Origin of the sequence: Pseudomonas sp. SCB32 (assembly GCF_009189165.1) — a bacterium.
Lineage (GTDB): Bacteria > Pseudomonadota > Gammaproteobacteria > Pseudomonadales > Pseudomonadaceae > Pseudomonas.
The window spans coordinates 134,466-154,295 of record NZ_CP045118.1; the positions used below are offsets into that span (position 1 = coordinate 134,466).

The 19,830-nt window shown below is 66.1% G+C and carries 17 protein-coding genes; 8 read left to right on the forward strand and 9 right to left on the reverse strand.

Translation table 11 applies throughout. The annotated features are described in order from the left end of the window. Positions 1 to 233: 233 nt before the first annotated feature. On the reverse strand, positions 234 to 914 hold the full coding sequence (locus tag GA645_RS00650) for a hypothetical protein (protein WP_152218980.1): 681 nt from the start codon (positions 912 to 914) through the stop codon (positions 234 to 236). A gap of 703 nt (positions 915 to 1,617) precedes the next feature. Between GA645_RS00650 and GA645_RS00655 the strand changes: the two genes are divergently transcribed. Continuing rightward, complete coding sequence (locus tag GA645_RS00655; RefSeq protein WP_152218982.1) at positions 1,618 to 2,073, forward strand: BRO family protein; 456 nt, start codon at positions 1,618 to 1,620, stop codon at positions 2,071 to 2,073. A 6-nt stretch (positions 2,074 to 2,079) separates the two neighbouring features. Here GA645_RS00655 and GA645_RS00660 read toward each other — a convergent pair whose 3' ends face one another. Further along, on the reverse strand, positions 2,080 to 2,988 hold the full coding sequence (locus tag GA645_RS00660) for a LysR family transcriptional regulator (protein ID WP_152218984.1): 909 nt from the start codon (positions 2,986 to 2,988) through the stop codon (positions 2,080 to 2,082). Between the two features lie 334 nt (positions 2,989 to 3,322). Here GA645_RS00660 and GA645_RS00665 point away from each other — a divergent pair, with 334 nt between their 5' ends. From GA645_RS00665 to GA645_RS00675, 3 genes are read left to right on the forward strand one after another with little or no spacing between them, the layout of a single operon-like run. After that, entirely contained in the window at positions 3,323 to 5,725 is a 2,403-nt protein-coding gene (locus tag GA645_RS00665; RefSeq protein ID WP_152218986.1) for a TonB-dependent receptor, read from the forward strand. Positions 5,726 to 5,778: 53 nt separating this feature from the next. Next, the gene (locus tag GA645_RS00670) at positions 5,779 to 6,684 is read left to right on the forward strand and encodes a TauD/TfdA family dioxygenase (RefSeq protein ID WP_152218989.1); all 906 of its coding nucleotides are present in this window, start codon (positions 5,779 to 5,781) and stop codon (positions 6,682 to 6,684) included. 35 nt (positions 6,685 to 6,719) lie between these two features. Further along, the gene (locus tag GA645_RS00675; RefSeq protein ID WP_152218991.1) at positions 6,720 to 7,610 is read left to right on the forward strand and encodes a TauD/TfdA family dioxygenase; all 891 of its coding nucleotides are present in this window, start codon (positions 6,720 to 6,722) and stop codon (positions 7,608 to 7,610) included. A gap of 74 nt (positions 7,611 to 7,684) precedes the next feature. Here the strand turns inward: GA645_RS00675 and GA645_RS00680 are convergent, their stop codons facing one another. The 6 genes from GA645_RS00680 to GA645_RS00705 all read right to left on the reverse strand — a co-directional run bounded on the left by GA645_RS00680 (position 7,685) and on the right by GA645_RS00705 (position 14,062). Beyond that, positions 7,685 to 9,043, reverse strand: a complete 1,359-nt coding sequence (locus GA645_RS00680; RefSeq protein ID WP_152218993.1) for an 8-oxoguanine deaminase — start codon at positions 9,041 to 9,043, stop codon at positions 7,685 to 7,687. A 149-nt stretch (positions 9,044 to 9,192) separates the two neighbouring features. Next, entirely contained in the window at positions 9,193 to 9,876 is a 684-nt protein-coding gene (locus GA645_RS00685) for an SDR family oxidoreductase (RefSeq protein WP_152218995.1), read from the reverse strand. A gap of 41 nt (positions 9,877 to 9,917) precedes the next feature. Next, complete coding sequence (gene fetB / locus GA645_RS00690) at positions 9,918 to 10,718, reverse strand: iron export ABC transporter permease subunit FetB (RefSeq protein ID WP_152218997.1); 801 nt, start codon at positions 10,716 to 10,718, stop codon at positions 9,918 to 9,920. Further along, a complete protein-coding gene (locus tag GA645_RS00695; RefSeq protein ID WP_152218999.1) occupies positions 10,715 to 11,332 on the reverse strand; it encodes an ATP-binding cassette domain-containing protein in 618 nt (205 codons plus the stop codon). Before GA645_RS00695 ends, fetB begins: the two co-directional genes overlap by 4 nt. Positions 11,333 to 11,561: 229 nt before the next feature. Continuing rightward, positions 11,562 to 12,869, reverse strand: coding sequence for an MFS transporter (locus GA645_RS00700; protein ID WP_152219001.1), 1,308 nt, complete (start codon positions 12,867 to 12,869; stop codon positions 11,562 to 11,564). A 395-nt stretch (positions 12,870 to 13,264) separates the two neighbouring features. Continuing rightward, positions 13,265 to 14,062: a helix-turn-helix transcriptional regulator gene (locus tag GA645_RS00705; RefSeq protein ID WP_152227838.1), complete on the reverse strand. Its 798-nt coding sequence runs from the start codon at positions 14,060 to 14,062 to the stop codon at positions 13,265 to 13,267. 77 nt (positions 14,063 to 14,139) lie between these two features. Between GA645_RS00705 and GA645_RS00710 the strand changes: the two genes are divergently transcribed. The 4 genes from GA645_RS00710 (at position 14,140) to GA645_RS00725 (ending at position 18,458) form a co-directional block, all read left to right on the forward strand. Beyond that, entirely contained in the window at positions 14,140 to 15,756 is a 1,617-nt protein-coding gene (locus tag GA645_RS00710; protein ID WP_152219003.1) for a gamma-glutamyltransferase family protein, read from the forward strand. Between the two features lie 470 nt (positions 15,757 to 16,226). After that, a complete protein-coding gene (locus GA645_RS00715; protein ID WP_152219005.1) occupies positions 16,227 to 17,063 on the forward strand; it encodes an outer membrane protein OmpK in 837 nt (278 codons plus the stop codon). A gap of 139 nt (positions 17,064 to 17,202) precedes the next feature. Then, positions 17,203 to 17,871 (forward strand): TetR/AcrR family transcriptional regulator, encoded by a 669-nt coding sequence (locus tag GA645_RS00720; protein WP_152219007.1) that lies wholly within the window; start codon positions 17,203 to 17,205, stop codon positions 17,869 to 17,871. After that, the gene (locus GA645_RS00725; protein ID WP_152219009.1) at positions 17,868 to 18,458 is read left to right on the forward strand and encodes a YigZ family protein; all 591 of its coding nucleotides are present in this window, start codon (positions 17,868 to 17,870) and stop codon (positions 18,456 to 18,458) included. The genes GA645_RS00720 and GA645_RS00725 overlap by 4 nt, the downstream gene beginning before the upstream one ends. 461 nt (positions 18,459 to 18,919) lie before the next feature. Here GA645_RS00725 and GA645_RS29205 read toward each other — a convergent pair whose 3' ends face one another. Further along, positions 18,920 to 19,657 (reverse strand): methyl-accepting chemotaxis protein, encoded by a 738-nt coding sequence (locus GA645_RS29205; protein WP_372239824.1) that lies wholly within the window; start codon positions 19,655 to 19,657, stop codon positions 18,920 to 18,922. Positions 19,658 to 19,830: the final 173 nt, after the last annotated feature.

Genomic DNA, 19,830 nt, shown 5'->3' on the forward strand with positions numbered 1-19,830 from the left:
GACATCAAGAGCATGGACAAGAGCCAAAGCCAGAGCGTTGTGCTGTCTCCCGTAGGAGCGGACTCCGTCCGCGATGCTCTAGCTCTTCGTAGGGCGAATAACGCGCAGCGTTATCCGCCGTGATGGGTTTCGCTTCGCTCTACGCCATCCTACGAAGAGCCATTCAGCATGAAGCAGCCAGAGTCTCCGGCGCGCGCAGAGTCCCGTCAGGAGGCCGAGTGTATGTACCGCCATTAGTCAGGAGTTATGTAGTTTGGGCCTGTCCCGAGTGGGTGGTTCTTTTGAATGACATCTTTGAGATCGTACTGTGTGCAGTTGTATGTCTTGGCATCAATCTGATCACTCCCCACATGCTCGGTTGTATCCCAGTAGCCGCATACGGTTATGTAACGGAGTTGGTCTGAGTACGCCTCTATCCTGAGTCCAGACAAGCCCCCTCCCCGGGTGCAAGAATTTACAAACGGAGAGAAAAATACTCGCTTGGTGTCAATGGATACTAATGCGGTAATGTAATTTACAGCGCCGCAAGTTCCCTGGCCTCCAGAGCCGCTATTTTCAAGATTTGATTGAATAAGGTGGTTGCCGAGCTTGCATTTTACAACTTCCTGCCCGCCGCTATCGGTCACCGGAAATCTATGGACTCCAGACTTTTCGCTGCCTTCAATTTTTTCCATAGCCACTTCAAATTTTCTATCGGTGCAGTTGGTGTAAATGGCGTCGGGGTCAGCCCTATTACGTCCATCCTGCTGGGGTTCACTTGGGTCTACAATCTGCGCCGCGTTAGAGAATGATGAGACTGAAATGACTGATGCAAACAAGGCTGTACACAGTGCGGCCTTGTACTGTCGGTTGTCGTCGGGAAAGAAGAATGAATTAACTCTCTTGGCGAAATTACCTCGGCGTTCCTTGCTCATGTGCAATTCCTTGTTTGGATTTAATGTCGTACTGAGAGCGTGATCTGGGGTGAGAAGAAAAGTCGACTTGGCTCGTTGAGTGTGTTGCAGAGTCTAGCAGCGAACCCAGGTTCTGAATTTTGCCGATCTCACTATCGAGTGACTCGCCCTAGGGGCAAAGCCCAATACATCCACATAGGTTGAAGCGGCGCACGGGCACCGAGTACGACGGCGGATAACGCTTCGCGTTATTCGCCCTACAGGGAGCAAGAGCATCGCGGGCGTGGCCCGCTCCTACGGGTTGAGCTCGATGCGTCTTTTGTAGGAGCGGGCCATGCCCGCGATCAGTCTCGAAGGTTGCATCGGAAGATTGGCAGCGTGCGGTTCGCGAGCAAGCTTGCTCCTACAGGTCTCCCGGAATCGGCCGGCTTTTCCCGGTTCGTCCGCGTTCCTATCCTGCGTCGGTCACGGTCACTCCCGTGATCAGGGTTTGGCGACTCTGTGTTAGTAGGCGCGATGGCGCCAATAGGTGCATGCGAGAACGGCGTACGTTCTTTGCAGGCCCCCGCACGATTGCAGAAATCTGCAATGCTCTACGGCAGATCGCGCGGGGAGACCTCCCGGTCTGCCGGGTCCTACTACCGGTTCGCCAACCCCGCGCGGTCTGCCTCCTTCGTTTGGCGACGCAGGTGGCAGCTCTTATCGATTAGTAGGAGCTCCATCCATGAACGACGTTTACATCCCGATCTTCTTCACCCGCCGCAACCGCCCGCTACGCGGCGTCATGATCGACAACCAACCCTGGTTCGCCGCCCGCGACATCGCCCGGCTGCTGGCGTACCGCTTCCCCCACAGCATCCAGCACCGCTTTTACCCCCACGAAGTCCGGACCGTCCGCCTCGCCTACGAGACCGGCAACGAGGAGGACGTCGTGATGCTCAGCGAAGCCGCCGTCTACAAGGCGCTGCTCCGCTTCGGCCATCCGGAGCTGGAAGCGCTGGACCGCTGGCTGGCGCAGGAGGTCATCCCCACGTTGCGCGACGAGCAGGCACCGGAGTCCGACGAGCCGCGTCGGGTGCTGCTCGACTGGCAGGCGCGGCGGCTGATGCTGCTGCAATGGCAAGGTGACCTCTGGCTGCGCTGGGACGACATGCCCCGCCTGGTCACCGACGGGCTCTAGCGTCGTTCACGCCGCCTCGCCATCCAGCTCCACCAGCAGCTCGATCATTGCCCGCGCGGCCGCCGAGAGGCGGTCGCCGGTGCGGGTGACGATGCCGCAGCGGGCCTGGAGGATGTCGACGTTGGGCGGCAGGTTGCGGAAGTACAGGCGCTCCAGTTCACCACGGGCCATGGGCTCGCTCACCGCTTCCTCGACGGCGATGCCGATGGCCTCGGTCTGGCTGACGATGCGCACCAGCGAGGTCATGTCCTCGCACTGGATGTTGGCGGTGACGTCGATCTTGCCGCTGAGATTCGCCAGCATCTTCCGCGCGCTGGGCGGGATCAGGGTGGCGGCCAGCGGGTAGGCGAACATGTCGTTGGTGGAGAGGCTGTCCTTGGCCAGCAGCGGGTGCCCCTGGCGGCAGAAGAACAGGCCGTTGCGCGGCTTCAGTGGGCGGGTCTGGAAGTTCGGGTCGGCTTCGAAGTGGCGGATGTCGGCGACGAAGAATTCGATCTCCTCGCGGCTCAGGTTGCGCGCCAGGCGCTCCCAGTTGTCCACCCCGAACTGGATGTGGATGCGCGGGTAGCGCCGGACGAACTTCGCCACCGCGTCCGACACCAGTTTCTGCGCCGGCGCCGGGCCGCAGCCGAAGCGCAGCTCGCCGGAATCCAGCTTGTTCAGCTGGGCGATGGCGTGGCTCAGGTTGGTCGCGCCCTGCACCAGGCTCAGCGCGTGCTGCAGCACCACCTGGCCCTCGGGGGTGGGGCGCAGATCCTTGCTGGCGCGGTCCACCAGGCGGCAGCCCAGTTCCTGTTCCAGGCCCTGGATGCTGCGGCTGAAGGCCGGCTGGGTGATGCCCATGGCGTCGGCGGCACGGACGAAACTTCGGTGTTCGTTGAGGGCGATGAAGTACCGCAGTTGGCGCAGATCCATGATGCATTTCCGGCATTGAAAATAGTGGGCAAAGGCATTTGCCGTGGGTGATGCGCTGGTTTTAAATGCAAGCTCTTATTCCGTCAATGAAGAATAAAACTTAAATCTATTCTTTTAAGACATAAGAATATGCACGAGACCAGGAGCCGCCCGATGCATGCCTTGAGCCGCCCGCCCTACCGAATGTGCCGTTCCTGCGGCCGTCCGCGCTGTCGCTGACCGCCCCGCCGCGCTGATGCGGCGCCATCCCGAATCACTGATCTGCCGTTCGCCGCCTTGAGCGGTGCGGCCCCCTTTTGCCCGCGCACTTTCGCGGTCGCCCAAGGAATCACCCATGAGTTCGAGACAGCACTTCCCCTCCCTCGCCCCGCGCCGGCTGCGTGCGCCGGACTACGCCGTCATCCTGCTGCTGGCCCTCGGCGGCGCGCTGCCGGTCCTTGCCGAGGAGCAGGACGAGGACACGACCACAGCCGCGACGCCTGCCACCACATCCACCAAGGCCACGGCTACCAAGGCAGAACCCGCCAAGGCCGATGCCACCCTGGGCAAGGTCACCGTCACCGCCCGCCGTCGCGAGGAGGACTCGCAGAAGGTGCCGACGCCGATCACCGTGCTCGGCGGCGAGACCCTGGAAAGCCAGCGCATCTACAAGCTGCAGGACCTGCAGCAGGCGCTGCCGAGTATCAACGTCGCCTTCATTCAACCGCGCCAGTCGAGCATCGCGGTGCGCGGCATCGGCAACAACCCGGCCAGCGACGGCCTGGAAGGCAGCGCCGGGGTCTACCTGGACAACGTCTACCTCGGCCGCCCCGGCATGGCGGTGTTTGACCTGCTGGATATCGAGCAGCTGGAACTGCTGCGCGGCCCGCAGGGCACGCTGTTCGGCAAGAACACCACCGCCGGCGTGCTGAACATCAGCACCCGCGCGCCGACCTTCACCCCCGAGCGCAGCGTCGAGGTCTCCGGCGGCCAGGATGGCTACTTCCAGGGCAAGGGCACCGTCTCCGGCGCGCTGACCGAGACCCTGGCCGGGCGCGTGTCGGCCTACCGCACCCGCGACGACGGCTACATCAAGAACATCCATGACGACAACTACCTCAACGGCGGCGCGCGCCAGGGCATCCGCGGGCAGCTGCTGTTCAAGCCCAACGACGATTTCGACCTGCGCTGGATCAACGACTACAACGAGGAGGATTCCAGCAACGGCAGCATGGTGGTGTACGGCGCCGCCGACCGCTTCTGGCAGCGCGCCGCCGCCGTGGGCGCCTCGCCCATCCGCGACCCGGACCGCAAGAAGGTCAACATCAACGCCCGGCAGAATGTCAGCGTGCACCAGGGCGGCAGCTCGGTGGAGGCCAACTGGAACCTCAATGGCGGCTTCAAGCTGACCTCCATCAGCGCCTACCGCTACTGGCACTTCACCCCGGCCAACGACGAGCAGCTCAACGTCTCGGCGATCAACAACACCGGTGTGGAAGTCCACGACCGCCAGTTCTCCCAGGAGATCCGCCTGGCCTCGCCCACCGGCGGTGCCTTCGACTATGTGCTGGGCGCCTACGCGTTCAACCAGAACCTGGGCAACAAGACCTTCACCGATTACGGCCCGCTGGCCGACCGCTACCTGCTGGGCAGCAACCTCAACGCGCTGAACAACACCTATTCCACGGTCAACGGCAAGATCGAGACTGACAGCTTCGCGTTGTTCTCCCAGGGCACCTGGCACCTCACCGACAAGCTGGACTTCACCGCCGGCCTGCGCGGCACCTACGAGGAAAAGGCCGCCAATGTGCATCGCTTCGACCCCGTGGGCGGCGCGCCGGTGGCTGGCGCTGGCGCGGTGGTGCGGCGCAACCAGCTGGGCGCCTACGATTCGGGCGACCTCAGCCTGTACAGTTTCGCGCCTTCGGCGTTGCTCGGCCTGAGCTACCAGTTCAACAACGACCTGCTGGGCTACGCCTCGCTGTCCCATGGCGAGAAGTCCGGCGGGGTGAACCTGGCGGTGGCCAGTGCGCCGACGGCGGGCGCGGACTCGCTGCTGGTCGGCCCGGAGCGCGCCAATGACGCCGAACTGGGGATCAAGTCGACCCTGTTCGACAACCGCCTGCAGCTCAACACCAATATCTTCTGGACCGGCATCCACGGCTACCAGGCGACCACCCTGTACCAGCCGCCGGGCTCGACCCAGCTGGTCTCGGTGCTCTCCAACGCCGGCAGCGTGCGCTCGCGCGGCCTGGAGTTCGAAGCCACGGCGCTGCCGCTGCGCGGCCTGACGCTGAACTTCAACGGCTCCTACAACGACGTCACCTACCTTTCGTTCAAGGACGCCCCGTGCCCGGCGGAGATCTCCACCAAGCCCGGCGCGCCGGCCACCTGCGACCTCACCGGGGAGAACGTGGTGGGCGCCTCGAAGTGGATCGCCAACCTCAACGGCGAGTACGCCTGGAACCTCGACGACGGCATCCGTCCCTATGTGACCGGCAGCTACGCGTACCGCTCCGAGGCCGAGGGCACGCTGGACAACTCCGACCTCTCGAAGATCGACGGCTACGGCCTGGTGAACCTCTCCGCCGGCCTGCGCAAGGACGTCGGCGACGGCCAGCTGGACGCCTCCATCTGGCTGAAGAACGCCTTCGACAAGGACTACTACCTGGCCGCCTTCGCCAGCATCAACGGCTCCTACACCGCCTCGGTGGGGCAGCCGCGCACGCTGGGGGCCTCGGTTCGTTACGACTTCTGATCTCACTCCCGCGCCTGCGGCGCGGTCTATTGCCACAGCAAGAGGACATCGACATGAGCAACGCAGCACAAGCCATTCCTCAACAGGGCATCGAACTCGACATCCATCCGGTGGCCGGCCGCATCGGCGCCGAAATCCGTGGCGTGACCCTTTCCGGCGATCTCGACGCCGCTACCGTCGAGGCGATCCAGGCCGCCCTGGTGAAGCACAAGGTGATCTTCTTCCGTGGCCAGCGCCAGCTCGACGACGCCGGCCAGGAAGCCTTCGCCAAGCTACTCGGCGAGCCGGTGGCGCACCCCACCGTGCCGGTGTACGAGGGCACCCGCTACCTGCTGGAGCTGGACGGCGCCCAGGGCCGCCGCGCCAACTCTTGGCACACCGACGTGACCTTCGTCGAGGCCTATCCCAAGGCCTCGATCCTGCGCAACGTCGAGGCCCCGGAGGCCGGAGGCGACACCGTGTGGGCCAACACCGCCACCGCCTATGACGACCTGTCGGCGGAACTGAAGGCCCTGGCCGATTCGCTCTGGGCGGTGCACAGCAACGAGTACGACTACGCCGGTATCCGCCCGAACGTCGACCCGGCGCGCCTGGAGGAGTACCGCAAGGTATTCACCTCGACCCTCTACGAGACCGAGCACCCGGTGGTGCGCGTGCACCCTGTCAGCGGCGAGAAGACGCTGTTGCTGGGGCACTTCGTCAAGCGCCTGAAGGGGCTGACGCAGCATGACTCGGCACACCTGTTCGCGGTGCTGCAGAGCCATGTCACCCGACTGGAGAACACCGTGCGCTGGCGCTGGCAGCCGGGCGACGTGGCCATCTGGGACAACCGCGCGACCCAGCACTACGCCGTGGACGACTACGGTAGCCAGCCGCGCATCGTGCGCCGCGTGACCCTGGCCGGCGACGTGCCGGTGGGTGTCGACGGGCAGCGCAGCCGGACGATCAAGAAGGTTTGACCTTTTCCCCAGAGCCCTCACTCAGGATTCTCGACATGACCCAATCCAACGCCCTCAAGCAAAGCATCCCCGAACCCTTCGCCATCGTCCCCCTCGACGCCCCGCTGGGCGCCGAAGTACGCGGCCTGGACGCCCGCGAGCCGCTGACGCCGGAGCAGATCCTCTCGATCAAGCAGGCCCACCGCGAGCACCACATCCTGATCTTCAAGAACCAGCAGCTCGACGACGAGCAGTACCTGCGCTTCGCCACCCTGTTCGGCGCGGTGTTCCAGCCGCCAGCGGACATTCCGGTGCTGTCCTCCGGCACCGACGGCAAGGCGCCGGACATCGTCAAGGTGGCCAACACCGGTGACGGCGAGCTGGGCAATTTCGCCCTGCCGGCGCACGTCGATCACCAGTGGACGCCGGTGCCGTCGTCCGGCTCCTTCCTCTTCGCGCTGGAGGTGCCGAAGACGGGCGGCGAGACCCTGTTCACCAACCTGGCCCGTGCCTATTCGACGCTGGACGAAGCGACCCGCGCGGAAATCGACGGCCTGCGGCTGATCAACTACAACCCGTTCATCCGCCTCAAGAGCGGCGGCTACAACGGCGGCTTCGTGCGCTATCGCACGCCGGACATCGAGCCGATCCAGGGCACCGAGCACCCGCTGGTGCGCACCCATCCGGAAAGCGGCAAGCGCGTGCTGTTCCTCTCCGTGCACACCGAGGTGGAAATCCCCGGCTTCGACCCGCAGCAGGGTGCGGCGCTGATCGAGCGGCTGCGCGAGCACCTGCAGCGACCGGAGCTGAGCTACACGCACCAGTGGGAAGTGGGCGATATCGTCTGGTGGGACAACCAGGCCACGCTGCACGCGCGCAACGCGTTCCCGGCCAGCGAGCGGCGCCGCCTCAAGCGCATCAGCCTGGGTGGCAGCCGTCCATTTTGAGAGGGCAATGAGGCGCGGGGGAAGGGCCGGCGCACCATCCGCCAGCCGTTCCGCCGCGCCTCACCATTGTCGGCTTACAAGGTGCCGAGCAGCTTGCGCGCGGCCTGGGTGTGGTCGGCGATCAGGCGCTTGAGGTCGAGGCCTTCGACTTCGCCGTCGACGACCCGCCAGCTGCCGCCGATCATGATCCGGTCGGCCTTGTCGGCGCCGCATAGCAGCAGCGCGGAAAGCGGGTCGTGGCTGCCGGAAAAGCGCAGTTCATCGAGCTTGAACAGCGCCAGGTCCGCTTGTTTGCCCACGGCCAGTTCGCCGATGTCGCTGCGGCCGATGAGCTTGGCCGAACCCTTGGTTGCCCAGCCCAGCGCGCGCTCCGGGGTGATCTTCTCCGCGCCGTAGCGCAGGCGCTGGATGTACAGGGCCTGGCGGGCTTCGAGGATCATGTTCGACGCATCGTTGGAGGCCGAGCCGTCCACGCCGATGCCTACCGGCGCGCCGGCTTCTTCCAGGGCCACGGTCGGGCAGATGCCCGAGGCCAGGCGCATGTTCGAGCTGGGGCAATGGCAGACGCCGGTGCCGGCCTCGCCCAGGCGGCGGATTTCCTCGTCGTTGAAGTGGATGCCGTGGGCCAGCCAGGTACGTGGGCCGAGCCAGCCGACGCTGTCCAGGTAATCCACGGTGCGCTGGCCGAAGCGCTGCAGGCAGAAGTCTTCCTCGTCGAGGGTTTCGGCCAGGTGGGTGTGCAGGCGCACGTCCTCGCGCTCGGCCAGTTCGGCGCTGGCGCGCATGATTTCCGGGGTGACCGAGAAGGGCGAGCAGGGCGCCAGGGCGATCTGCACCTGGGCGCCTTCGCCGCGCTGGTGGTAGTCGCGGATCAAGCGCTGGCTGTCTTCGAGGATGGCTTCGGCGCTCTGCACGGTCTGCTGCGGCGGCAGGCCGCCGTCGGCTTCGCCCAGGCTCATGGAGCCACGGGTCAGCATGGCGCGCATGCCCAGCTCGGAGACCACGCCGGCCTGCACGTCGATGGCCTGTTCCAGGCCATCGGGGAACAGGTAGTGGTGGTCGGCGGCGGTGGTGCAGCCCGAGAGCAGCAGCTCGGCCAGGGCCACCTTGGTCGCCACTGCCAGTTGGTCGGGGGTCAGGCGCGCCCACACCGGGTAGAGGGTCTTCAGCCAGGGGAACAGCGGCTGGTTCACCACCGGCGCCCAGGCGCGGGTGAGGGTCTGGTAGAAGTGGTGGTGGGTGTTGATCAGGCCGGGCGTCAGCACGTGCTGGCTGGCGTCGAAGGTCTGCTCGCAGGGAGCCTTGGGCTGTTGGCCGGCAGCGACCAGTTCGACGATACGGCCGTCCTGCACGACGATGCCGCCACGGGCGTCCTGATCGTTGGCAGTGAAGACGGCGAGCGGGTTGCGCAGCCAGAGACGGGTAGAAGGCATGAGTGATTCCTCGTTGGGCGGAGCTGCGCCTGAGGCGAGCCGGCTCCTTTGGTTGGGAAGCCAGCTCAGTGTTCACCCTGTCTGCTGATCCAGGTGCGTTGACCCGGAGGTCAGACGTGGGCGCATGGTAACGCCGCCGGTGCGGTTCGTCACCAGTCGATCGTCGTCCCCTGGTAGTCCAAGTAGAACTGGCCGCCGCGTCCGGCATGGTTTTCGACCTGGTCGGCGAGGCCTTTCACGCTGGTGTGCACTTCCAGCGGCGCGGCGTCGCCGCCCATGTCGGTGCGTACCCAGCCGGGGTGCAGGTTGAGCACTGTGATGCCGGTTTCGCCCAGTTCGGCGACGAAGCTGCGGGTCAGCGAGTTGAGCGCCGCCTTGCTCGCCCGGTACAGCGCCATGCCGCCGGACTCGTTGCCGGCGACGCTGCCCAGTTCCGAGGTCATGAAGGCCAGTACGCCGCGCTCGCCATCGAGGTGGGGCAGCAGGCGTTCGGCCAGGCGCAGCGGCGCCACGGCGTTGACCATGAACAGCTGGCCGACGTCGGCGAGGCTGGCGTCGATCGTCGACTGGTGCGCCGGGCCGTAGATGCCGGCATTGATGAACACGAGATCGAAGCGCGAGCCGGACAGGGCCTCGGCGAGGCGGTCCTGGGAGTGGATGTCGTCGAGCAGCAGCGGTTCGATGCGCACCGGCAGGTCTGCAAGTTCACCAGGGTGGACAACGTCGCGCACCGTGGCGGCGACATCCCAGCCACGCTGGAGCAACTCGCGTACCAGGCCCAGGCCGAGGCCGCGCGAGGCGCCGATGATCAGGGCGGATTTGGCAGTGCTCATGGTGCGCTCCGGTGGCGTTGGCAATGCTCCAGCATACCCGCTCATTTCTCCTCGCGCAGGCGGTCCAGGCGCAGCCGGTCACGCTCGTCGGTGAGCCGCCAGGCCGACAGCAAGACCGCGCCGAGGGCGGTGGCGAAGCCGGCGGCGGCCAGCAGGAACATCAGCAGGATCTGGTAGCGCGCGGCGTCCAGCGGGTCCATGCCGGCGAGGATCTGGCCGGTCATGATCCCTGGCAGGGTGATGATGCCGGCGGCAGCCATCTGGTTCAGCGTGGGGATCAATCCGGTGTAGAGCGCGCGGCGCAGTACGCCACCGAGGGCCGTGTAGCGGTCGGCGCCCAGCGCCAGGCGCGCCTCGATGGCGGCACGCTCGCGGGTGACGCTGGCGAATACCTGGTTCAACGCAAGGCTGCCGGCGTTCATCGCCGTGCCGAGGATGATGCCCACCAGCGGGATGGCGTGGCGCGGGTCATACCAGGGTTGCGGGCGCAGGCTGCTGGCCAGGGCGAACAGGGCGATGCCGAGGGTGGCGACGCCCACGGTGCCGCCGCCGATTCCCAGGTGCCAGAAGCCGGCGAGGCGGCGCCGCTGCCGCGAGCCGACTTCGAAGGTGGCGGCGCCGAGCATGCCCGCTACCACCAGGGCGGTCAGCCAGGGCGAGGACAGGGCGAACACCTGGCGCAGGAACAACCCCACCAGCACCAGCTGCACCACCAGACGCACGGCAGAGACCAGCAGCGTGCGCTGCAGGCCCAGGCGCAGCGCCCAGGACAGCGCGGCGGCGGCGACGATCAGCAGGGCCGCAAGGGCCAGTTCCGGCAGGCTCAGCTGGATCGGTGTCATGCCACCACCTCACGCAGGCCCTGGCCGTCGAGCAGCAGCCGGACATCCCCGAGGCGTCGCGCCTGTTCGACGTCGTGGCTGACCAGCAGCAGTCCCATGCCCTGCGCCTGCAGGCGCCCGAGCAGTTGTTCGACGCAGTCCCGACTGGCCGGGTCGAGCGCCGCCGTGGGCTCGTCGAGCAGCAGGAAGCGCGGGTTCTGCACCACCGCGCGGAGCAGCGCCAGGCGCTGGCGCTCGCCGGTGGATAACTGCATCACCTGGGCCTGCAACAGCGCCGGATTGAGGTTCACTTGCGGCAGCAACGGGCGCACGGCATCGAGGTCGGTGAAGTGCGCGGCGACGCTGTCCTCCCACCAGCCGGACTCGGCCGCCAGGTAGGTGACCAGGCGCCGCCAGGCGCTGGCCGGCAGGCTCTCGCGGCTGACCCCGGCGAGGCTGACCCGGCCCTGGTTCGGGTCCAGATCGGCGAGCATCCGCAGCAGCAGGCTCTTGCCGATGCCTGAAGGGCCGCTGAGTACCGTGCAGCGGCCGGGCGCCAGGTCGAGATCGAAGGGGCCGCTGTGCGCACCGCGCAGCTCGCGGGCCTGCAGCGGGCCGAGGGGGATCTGCTTCATGGACAGGTATCGGAGGGGAAGATGATGGCGAGCATAACGTAGGGCGTATAACCGTTCGCGGTTATACGCCGATACTCCGCTGTCACCGTCCAGGCCGGACTCGAACCCGAAGCGCCCTGGCCAGCACCGAGTTTCACAGGGCTCGGAACGAAAAGGCCCGGCATCGAGCCGGGCCTTGTGGATAAAACGCCCCGGAGAGTGTGCGCCGGGGTCTGGGCAAAGAGCCCAATCAGTCGGTGGTGATCTTCGAGTGCTTCTGGGTGTCCTTCATGGTCACGTAGACCAGCAGCGAGCAGGCGATGCACGCGGTGACGTACCAGTAGAAGCCGCTCTCCATGCCGATGCTCTTGAACCACAGCGCCACGTACTCGGCGGTGCCGCCGAAGATCGACACGGTCAGCGCGTAAGGCAGGCCCACGCCCAGGGCGCGGATCTCGGTGGGGAACAGCTCGGCTTTGACCACGGCGTTGATCGAGGTGTAGCCGCTGACGATGACCAGCGCGGCCATGATCAGGAAGAACGCGCCCCACCAGGTGTCGATGCTGTGCAGGGTGCTGAGGATCGGGTAGGTGAAGACGGTGCCCAGCACGCCGAAGGCGATCAGGATCGGGCGACGGCCGATCTTGTCCGACAGCGCGCCGACGATGGGCTGCAGCAGCATGAACAGGAACAGGGTGGCCGCCGAGATCATGGTGGAGTCGGTCTTGCTCATCCCCACCGTGTTCACCAGGTACTTCTGCATGTAGGTGGTGTAGGTGTAGAAGGCCAGGGTACCGCCCATGGTCAGGCCGACCACGGTCAGCACTTCCTTGGGATGGCGCATCAGCGAGCGCATCAGGCTTTCCTTGGGCTCTTCCTTCTTCGCGGTGAAGGACTCGGTCTCTTCCATGCCGCGACGCAGGAACATGGCCACCACCGCGCACAGTGCGCCGATGAAGAACGGCACACGCCAACCCCAGCTTTCCAGCTGCTCGGTGGTCAGGGTCTGCTGCAGCACGATCAGCACCGCCAGGGCGATGAGCTGACCGGAGATCAGGGTCACGTACTGGAAGCTGGAGAAGAAGCCGCGCTGCTCCTTGTTGGCCATCTCGCTCAGGTAGGTGGCGGAGGTGCCGTATTCGCCGCCCACCGACAGGCCCTGAAGCAGGCGCGCGAGCACCAGCAGGATCGGCGCGCCGACGCCGATGGTTTCATAGCTGGGGGTCAGGGCGATGATCAGCGAGCCGAAGCACATCAGCAGGACCGAGGCCAGCAGCGCCGCCTTGCGGCCCTTGCGGTCGGCATAGATACCCATCAGCCAGCCACCAATCGGGCGCATCAGGAAGCCCACGGCGAAGATCGCGGCGGTGTTCAGCAGTTGGGCGGTCATGTCGCCCTGGGGGAAGAACGCCTTGGCGAAATACAGCGAGAAGGCGGCGTAGACGTACCAGTCGTACCACTCGACCAGGTTGCCGACCGAGCCACTGAAGATCGACTTGATGCGCTGGGAAGTCGTGCGGGGTGCGGCAGAAGCGGAGACGGCGCTTGCGCTATCCATGGGTATTCCTCTTGTCGTTGTTGTCGTCAGGCGTACGGACTGCGGAACGGCACGCCGGCGCGCCGCGAGGGCGGCGCAGTGTGGAGGGCGATAGCAGGCAGCGTGCCAAGGCGCGAAAGCCGCGTGGCAGAACGGTTTCAGCGATTCCATGGGGGCGCGGGCAGGCGAAGGCGCGCCGATGGAGGAGGGTGTTGAGCGGAAATCCGCCGATAGTGACAGTCACCTGTAGGAGCGCGCCATGCCCGCGATTGCGCGCATGGCGCGCTCCTACAAAAGGTGCTCCGGCGTGGCTTCGGTGCGGGATTCAGCCAATCGCGGACGGAGTCCGCTCCTACGCGGGGGTAGGCCTTGGGTAGGAGCGGACTCCGTCCGCGATCGGCATCCACCGGCACGATCTACCGCTGGCGGAACAGATCCCCCGGCGTAAACCCGAACAACCCCTTGAACGAGGCGATGTACGCCGAGGTGGAGTCATACCCGCAGTCCAGCGCGGCGGCGGTGACGCTGTCGCCGGCCTCCAGCGAACCGAGGGAGGCGAGCAGGCGCTGGCGCTGGCGCCAGAGGCGGAAGGTCATCCCGGTCTCGCGCTGGAACAGGCGCGACAGGGTCTTCTCCGAGGTGCCGATGCGCTGCGCCCAGTCGCCCAGGGTCTGGTTGTCCGTGGGCTGCTCGATCAGCGCCTGGCACAGCTGCAGCAGCCGCGGCTCCTGCGGCATCGGCAGGGAGAAGGCGACTTCCGGCAGGGTGTGCAGCTGGTCCAGCAGCACTTCCACCAGCCGCGATTCGGGGCTGTCGCCCTGGGGATAATCTACCGGCAGCTCGCAGAAGCTCTTGATCAGCTCGCGGGCCAGCGGTGTTACCTCCAGCACCCGGCAGCGGTCCGGGGCCCATGCGCAGGCGTCGTCGCGGATGTACAGGCTGCGCATCTCGGCCTGGGTCGAGGTCACCACCTCATGCTCCAGGTAGGCCGGAATCCAGATCGCCCGCTGCGGCGGTGCGAAGAAGCTGCCCTCGGCGGTGTGCACCCCGAGTACCCCGGTGATGGCATAGGACAGCTGCACCCACGCGTGATGGTGACGGCTGGTCCAGGAGCCGGCGCGCAGACGCTCGGCGCGGGCGTAGACCGGCCGCGGCAGGCGTTCGAGCACCGGGATCAGGCGCTGCAGTTCGGGAGCTTGTCCTTTCATCGGTATATCTTGAGAGTATGTCGCTAGTTGACGAAGTCTGGCAGGGCTACCCTGCCGCCTCAAGCCGTATCCGGAGGACGCCGATGCTCAGTTTTTCCGCCCAGGAGTACCCCTATCCCTCGCAGCGCTCGCTGGTCTTCGGTCGCCGCGGGATGGTCGCCACCTCGCAGCCGCTGGCGGCGCAGGTCGGGCTGGACATGCTCAAGCGCGGCGGCAACGCCATCGATGCGGCCATTGCCACGGCGGCGGCGCTGACGGTGGTCGAGCCCACCGGCTGCGGCATCGGCGGTGACGCCTTTGCCCTGGTCTGGGTGAAGGATCGGCTCTACGGCCTGGACGCCAGCGGCCAGGCGCCGCAGAAGCTCTGCATCGAGGCGGTGCAGGGCGCCGGCCATGCGAAGATGCCGCTGTACGGCTGGACTCCGGTCACGGTGCCGGGTTGCCCGGCGGCCTGGGCGGAGCTGTCGCGGCGCTTCGGCCGCCTGCCGTTCGCCGAGCTGCTGGCGCCGGCCATCGAACTGGCGCGCGACGGTTTCCCGGTCTCGCCGGTGATCGCCGGACTCTGGCAGAGCGGCCTGGACAAGTTCCGCATGGCGCTGCCGCAGCATCCCGAGCTGCAGGCCTGGTTCGACGAATTCCTGCTGGATGGCCGCGCGCCTTTCGCCGGCGAAATCTTCGCCAACCCGGACCAGGCCGACACCCTGCAAGCCCTCGCCGAAAGCCAGTGCGAAAGCTTCTACCGGGGCGAGCTGGCGCGCGGCATCGCCGCTCACGCCGAGCGCAGTGGCGGCTACCTGCGCGCCGACGACCTGGCCGGCTACCAGCCGCAGTGGGTCGAGCCGATCTCGCTGAACTATCGCGGTTACGACGTCTGGGAAATCCCGCCCTCCGGCCAGGGCGTGGTGGCGCTGATGGCGTTGAACATCCTCAAGGGCTTCGACTTCGGCGACCGCGACAGCCCGGAAACCTGGCACCGCCAGCTGGAAGCGATGAAGCTCGCCTACGCCGACGGCCGTGCCTACATCGGCCAGCCGGACTGCATGCGCGTCAGCGTGGCCGACCTGCTCAGCGACGACTACGCCGCCAGCCGTCGTGCGCTGATCGGTGCGCGTGCGCTGGAGCCACTGCCGGGCAAGCCCAGGTCCGGCGGCACCGTGTACCTGGCCACCGCCGACGGCGAGGGCAACATGGTCTCGTTCATCCAGAGCAACTACCACGGCTTCGGTTCCGGCGTTGTGGTACCCGGCACCGGCATCGCGTTGCAGAACCGTGGCGCCGAATTCAGCCTCGATACCCGGCACGTCAACGCCCTGCGACCGGGCAAGAAGACCTTCCACACCATCATTCCCGGCTTCCTCAGCAGGGACGGCGTGCCGCTCGGCCCGTTCGGCGTGATGGGCGCCTACATGCAGCCGCAGGGGCACGTGCAGGTGGTGATGAACCTGGTGGATTTCGGCCTGAACCCCCAGGCCGCGCTCGATGCGCCACGCTGGCAGTGGCTGGGGGACAAGCGCGTGGGCATCGAATACCACGCACCGCGCAGCCTGGCGGCGGTGTTGACGCGGCGTGGCCACCACGTCGAAGTCGCCCATGACCTGACCACCTACGGTCGTGGCCAGATCGTCCTGCGCGACCCCGTGAGCGGCGTGCTCTGCGGTGGTACGGAGCCGCGCACCGACGCGCACATCGCGACCTGGTAACGCAACCGCCCGGCGGCCAGGGGCAATCTTCAGGTGTGGCGCGCGACCGCGTCTGGCATTATTCGCGCCCGAAAAAACGCGTGACGCTTCCCTCGGGCGACTGTGTAGATTTCCCACAGAATAGTTGTATACACAATTCGAGTTGATTCGATTCAACACAGAATTGCCATGTATCCAATTTTCTTCCCGGCGATCGTCCAAGGCTGTGCCGAATGACGCGATGCTGCCCCGGAATCAGGCAAAGCTGTCTTGCGGGTCAGGAAATTGTCGATCCAGAGCCGGTCGGCAAGTGTCCGCCGCCCAGGTAGGGGCCACGCAAAAAGTACGGGTCGGTCATTGATCCGGAATAAAAATGGAACACCCGGTCAGGTTTGGCGCCAATCTTGCTTTTCCAGGCCAGACCTGACCATGAGGACAGGTTCCGCTGACAACTAAAAACGTAATTCGACTGCACTGATTAGGAGCAACGCATGACTCGCACTCTCGCATCCCTGCTGCTCGCCAGCGGGCTGCTGGCGGCCGGCCAGGCCATGGCTGGCGGTGAAGACCTGACTCCCGGCCCTGCCGCGCACGATGGCCCGCTGCTCTGGCACAACGAAAGCCTGTCCTACCTGTGGGGCAAGAACTACAAGGTCGACCCGCCGATCCAGCAGACTTTCACCCTCGAGAGCGCGAGTGCCTGGACCTGGGGTGACATCTGGTTCTTCGTCGACCAGATCAACTACCACGGCAAGGAAAGCCCGAACAACGGCAAGAACAGCTACTACGGCGAGTTCAGCCCGCGTCTGTCCTTCGGCAAGATCACCGGCACCGACCTGTCCTTCGGCCCGATCAAGGACGTGCTGCTGGCCAGCACCTACGAATTCGGCGAAGGCGACGTCGAGTCCTACCTGCTCGGCCCGGGCTTCGACCTGGCCCTGCCCGGCTTCGACTACTTCCAGCTGAACTTCTACTACCGCAAGCCCGATGGCGACCGCGTTCCGTCCGGTGCCTGGCAGATCACCCCGGCCTGGGCAATCACCTTCCCGGTGGGCAGCTCCGACATCCTGTTCGACGGCTTCATGGACTGGGTCGTCAACAACAAGGACGCCAGCTCCAGCCACCCCGACCAGTCGAACTACCACGCCAACCTGCACTTCAACCCGCAGCTCAAGTACGACCTGGGCAAGGCCATGGGCTACGAGGCCAAGCACCTGTACGTGGGTATCGAGTACGACTACTGGTCCGACAAGTACGGCATCAAGGATTCGCAGTACTTCACCACCGACCAGAACACCATGAGCGCGCTGATCAAGTACCACTTCTGACGGCTCGCCGGGCCCCGCCGTGCGGCGGGGTCCGCGTTCGCGCGTGGCGTATCGCCATTTTTTCTCCGCCGAGCGCTTGAATCGCCCGCCCCGCCTGGGTTATCCATGCTGCGCCCCCCCGTAGACGTGGATCTGCCGCATGACCCTCCAAGTGCCCGCCCATACCGCCCAGAACGGCGAGAAGCCCGCTGGCCGTATTCGCCAGAAGAACGAAGAAGCCATCCTCGCGGCCGCCGAGGAGGAATTCGCCCGTCACGGCTTCAAGGGCACCAGCATGAACACCATCGCCCTGCGCGTCGGCCTGCCCAAGGCCAACCTGCACTACTACTTCAGCAACAAGCTGGGGCTGTACGTGGCGGTGCTGAGCAACATCCTCGACCTGTGGGACAGCACCTTCAACCACCTGACCGCGGACGATGACCCGGCCACCGCGCTGGCCGCCTACATCCGCGCCAAGATGGAGTTCTCCCGCCGTAACCCGCAGGCCTCGCGGGTATTCGCGATGGAAATCATCAGTGGCGGCGAATGCCTGACCGCGCATTTCAGCCAGGACTACCGCACCTGGTTCGCCGGCCGCGCCGCCGTATTCCAGGCCTGGATCGACGCCGGGCGGATGGACCCGGTCGACCCGGTGAACCTGATCTTCCTGATCTGGAGCAGCACCCAGCACTACGCCGACTTCGCCACCCAGATCGCCTTCGTTACCGGCCGCAAGCGCATGTCCAGGCAGGACTTCGGCGAGGCCAGCGACAACCTCATCCGCATTATCCTCAAGGGCTGCGGCCTGACGCCGCCAGTGACTGCATGAGTTTCACCCTCGCCGCGCCCGCCGTTTACCAGGAAGATATCCGCAAGAGCCGCTTCCATTGCGTCGCCGCGCCGATCGCCAGCGAGGCCGAGGCGCAGGCCTTCCTCGCCGCGCACCGTGACGCCAGCGCCGGGCACAACTGCTGGGCCTGGAAGCTGGGCAACCAGTACCGCTTCAGCGACGACGGCGAGCCGGGCGGCACCGCCGGACGACCGATGCTGGTAGCCATCGAAGGGCAGGACATGGACCGCGTGGTGGTCATGGTCAGCCGCTGGTTCGGTGGCATCAAGCTCGGCACCGGCGGACTGGCCCGCGCCTACGGCGGCTGCGCGGCGAAATGCCTGCAGGAAGCGCCGCGCGTGGAGCTGGTGCCCAGCACCCGGATGGCCTTCGAGTGCAGTTTCGCCGAGCACGCGCTGTTCAAGGCGCGGCTGCTGGCTCTGGGCGCCGCCATCGAAGACGAGGTCTACGGCGCCAGCGGAGTGCAGCTGACCCTGAACCTGCCCACCGCCCAGGTGGAGGCCCTGCAGCGGCTGCTCAGCGACCTCAGCCGGGGCCGTATCCATGCCGAGTCCCTGGACGCCTGAAGCTTCTCCCCAATCGCCGTGGAACCGCTTGTGGATAACCTGTGGTCCGTCCGCGCTCGCCCCGATGAACCGTGGCCTGGCAGCAGCTGGTTGATTTCTGATCAAAAGCGCTGTCGAGTGCTGAACAATATTTGAACAAGCTGTGGAAAAGCTGTTGGCAATTTTCGCCGGGCTTTTCTGATCAGGCAGCCCTCGAATTATTCAGTGAACTTATACAGCGCCCGTAGCGCCTGGGCTCGGGCCTTTCGAGCGAGTGTTCAGTGGCGGTGGAGAACTCGGTGCAGAAGCTCTGAACAATCTGTGGGTAGTCTATGAGTGATTCGTCCAGTCTCGCCACCCCGCTACGGCGCCGATCGATCGCCCAGGCACGCTCTCGGCGGCAAAGCGCCGGATGAGGAGCCTCGTCAGCCTGTGGGTAACTTTGGGGAAAAAGCGCCGGCGCAGAGGCCGGCGCTGAGGGCTTACAGGCGGAATTGCGCCATCTGCCGCGCCAGGTCGTCGGCCAGGGCGCGCAGCTCGCGGCACTGCTCGCTGCCGTGCTGCACTTCGCGGCTGGTGGCGTGGGCAAGGTCGGCGATGCCCTGCACGTTGCGGTTGATCTCCTCGGTCACCGCCGACTGCTCCTCGGTGGCCGTGGCGACCTGGTGGTTGATGTCGCTGATGCGCTCCACCTGGTCGGCGATGGCGCCCAGCGAGGCGCCGGCCTGCTCGCTGGCGGCCAGGCTCTGGCCGGTGGCCTGTTGGCCGGAGTGCATCGAACGCACGGCGGTGTCGGCGCCGTTCTTCAGACGCTGGATGATGGCGAGGATTTCATCCGTGGAGCCCTGGGTGCGGCTGGCCAGGGTGCGCACCTCGTCCGCCACCACGGCGAAGCCACGGCCCAGCTCGCCGGCCCGCGCCGCTTCGATGGCGGCGTTGAGGGCGAGCAGGTTGGTCTGCTCGGATACGCCACGGATCACCGCCAGCACCTGGTCGATGCTTGCTACCTGATCGGCCAGCAGGCCCACCGCGCTGGCGGCCTCGCCGATCTCCCCGGACATGCGCTGGCCGAGCTGCAACGAGCCGTCGACCACCCGGCGCGCCTCGCCGGCTTCGTCCCGCGCCTGCTGCGAGGCGCTGGCGGCCTGCTCGGCATTGCGTGCGATCTCCTGCACGGTGCTGCCCATCTCGTTCACCGCCGTGGCGACCATGTCGGTCATCTCCTGCTGGCGGCCCGCGTGCTCGGCGGTGTTCTCCACCACCCGCGCCACTTCGCCGACCGTCTGCAACAGCCGCTGGCTGGTGGCGAGCACGGCGCCGATCAGCGCGCGCTGGCCTTCGAGGAAGCGGTTGAAGCCGCGCGCCAGGTCGCCCAGCTCGTCGGCGCGGCTGT

Bases quoted from the DNA above. Each gene is read 5' to 3' on its own strand.
- GA645_RS00700 (WP_152219001.1), bottom strand. From the start codon at position 12,869: ATGGATAGCGCAAGCGCCGTCTCCGCTTCTGCCGCACCCCGCACGACT.
- GA645_RS00660 (WP_152218984.1), bottom strand. From the start codon at position 2,988: ATGGATCTGCGCCAACTGCGGTACTTCATCGCCCTCAACGAACACCGA.
- GA645_RS00650 (WP_152218980.1), bottom strand. From the start codon at position 914: ATGAGCAAGGAACGCCGAGGTAATTTCGCCAAGAGAGTTAATTCATTC.
- GA645_RS00670 (WP_152218989.1), top strand. From the start codon at position 5,779: ATGAGCAACGCAGCACAAGCCATTCCTCAACAGGGCATCGAACTCGAC.
- GA645_RS00665 (WP_152218986.1), top strand. From the start codon at position 3,323: ATGAGTTCGAGACAGCACTTCCCCTCCCTCGCCCCGCGCCGGCTGCGT.
- fetB (WP_152218997.1), bottom strand. From the start codon at position 10,718: ATGACACCGATCCAGCTGAGCCTGCCGGAACTGGCCCTTGCGGCCCTG.
- GA645_RS00720 (WP_152219007.1), top strand. From the start codon at position 17,203: ATGACCCTCCAAGTGCCCGCCCATACCGCCCAGAACGGCGAGAAGCCC.
- GA645_RS00725 (WP_152219009.1), top strand. From the start codon at position 17,868: ATGAGTTTCACCCTCGCCGCGCCCGCCGTTTACCAGGAAGATATCCGC.
- GA645_RS00680 (WP_152218993.1), bottom strand. From the start codon at position 9,043: ATGCCTTCTACCCGTCTCTGGCTGCGCAACCCGCTCGCCGTCTTCACT.
- GA645_RS00715 (WP_152219005.1), top strand. From the start codon at position 16,227: ATGACTCGCACTCTCGCATCCCTGCTGCTCGCCAGCGGGCTGCTGGCG.
- GA645_RS00655 (WP_152218982.1), top strand. From the start codon at position 1,618: ATGAACGACGTTTACATCCCGATCTTCTTCACCCGCCGCAACCGCCCG.
- GA645_RS29205 (WP_372239824.1), bottom strand. From the start codon at position 19,657: ATGACCGACATGGTCGCCACGGCGGTGAACGAGATGGGCAGCACCGTG.
- GA645_RS00695 (WP_152218999.1), bottom strand. From the start codon at position 11,332: ATGAAGCAGATCCCCCTCGGCCCGCTGCAGGCCCGCGAGCTGCGCGGT.
- GA645_RS00710 (WP_152219003.1), top strand. From the start codon at position 14,140: ATGCTCAGTTTTTCCGCCCAGGAGTACCCCTATCCCTCGCAGCGCTCG.
- GA645_RS00685 (WP_152218995.1), bottom strand. From the start codon at position 9,876: ATGAGCACTGCCAAATCCGCCCTGATCATCGGCGCCTCGCGCGGCCTC.
- GA645_RS00675 (WP_152218991.1), top strand. From the start codon at position 6,720: ATGACCCAATCCAACGCCCTCAAGCAAAGCATCCCCGAACCCTTCGCC.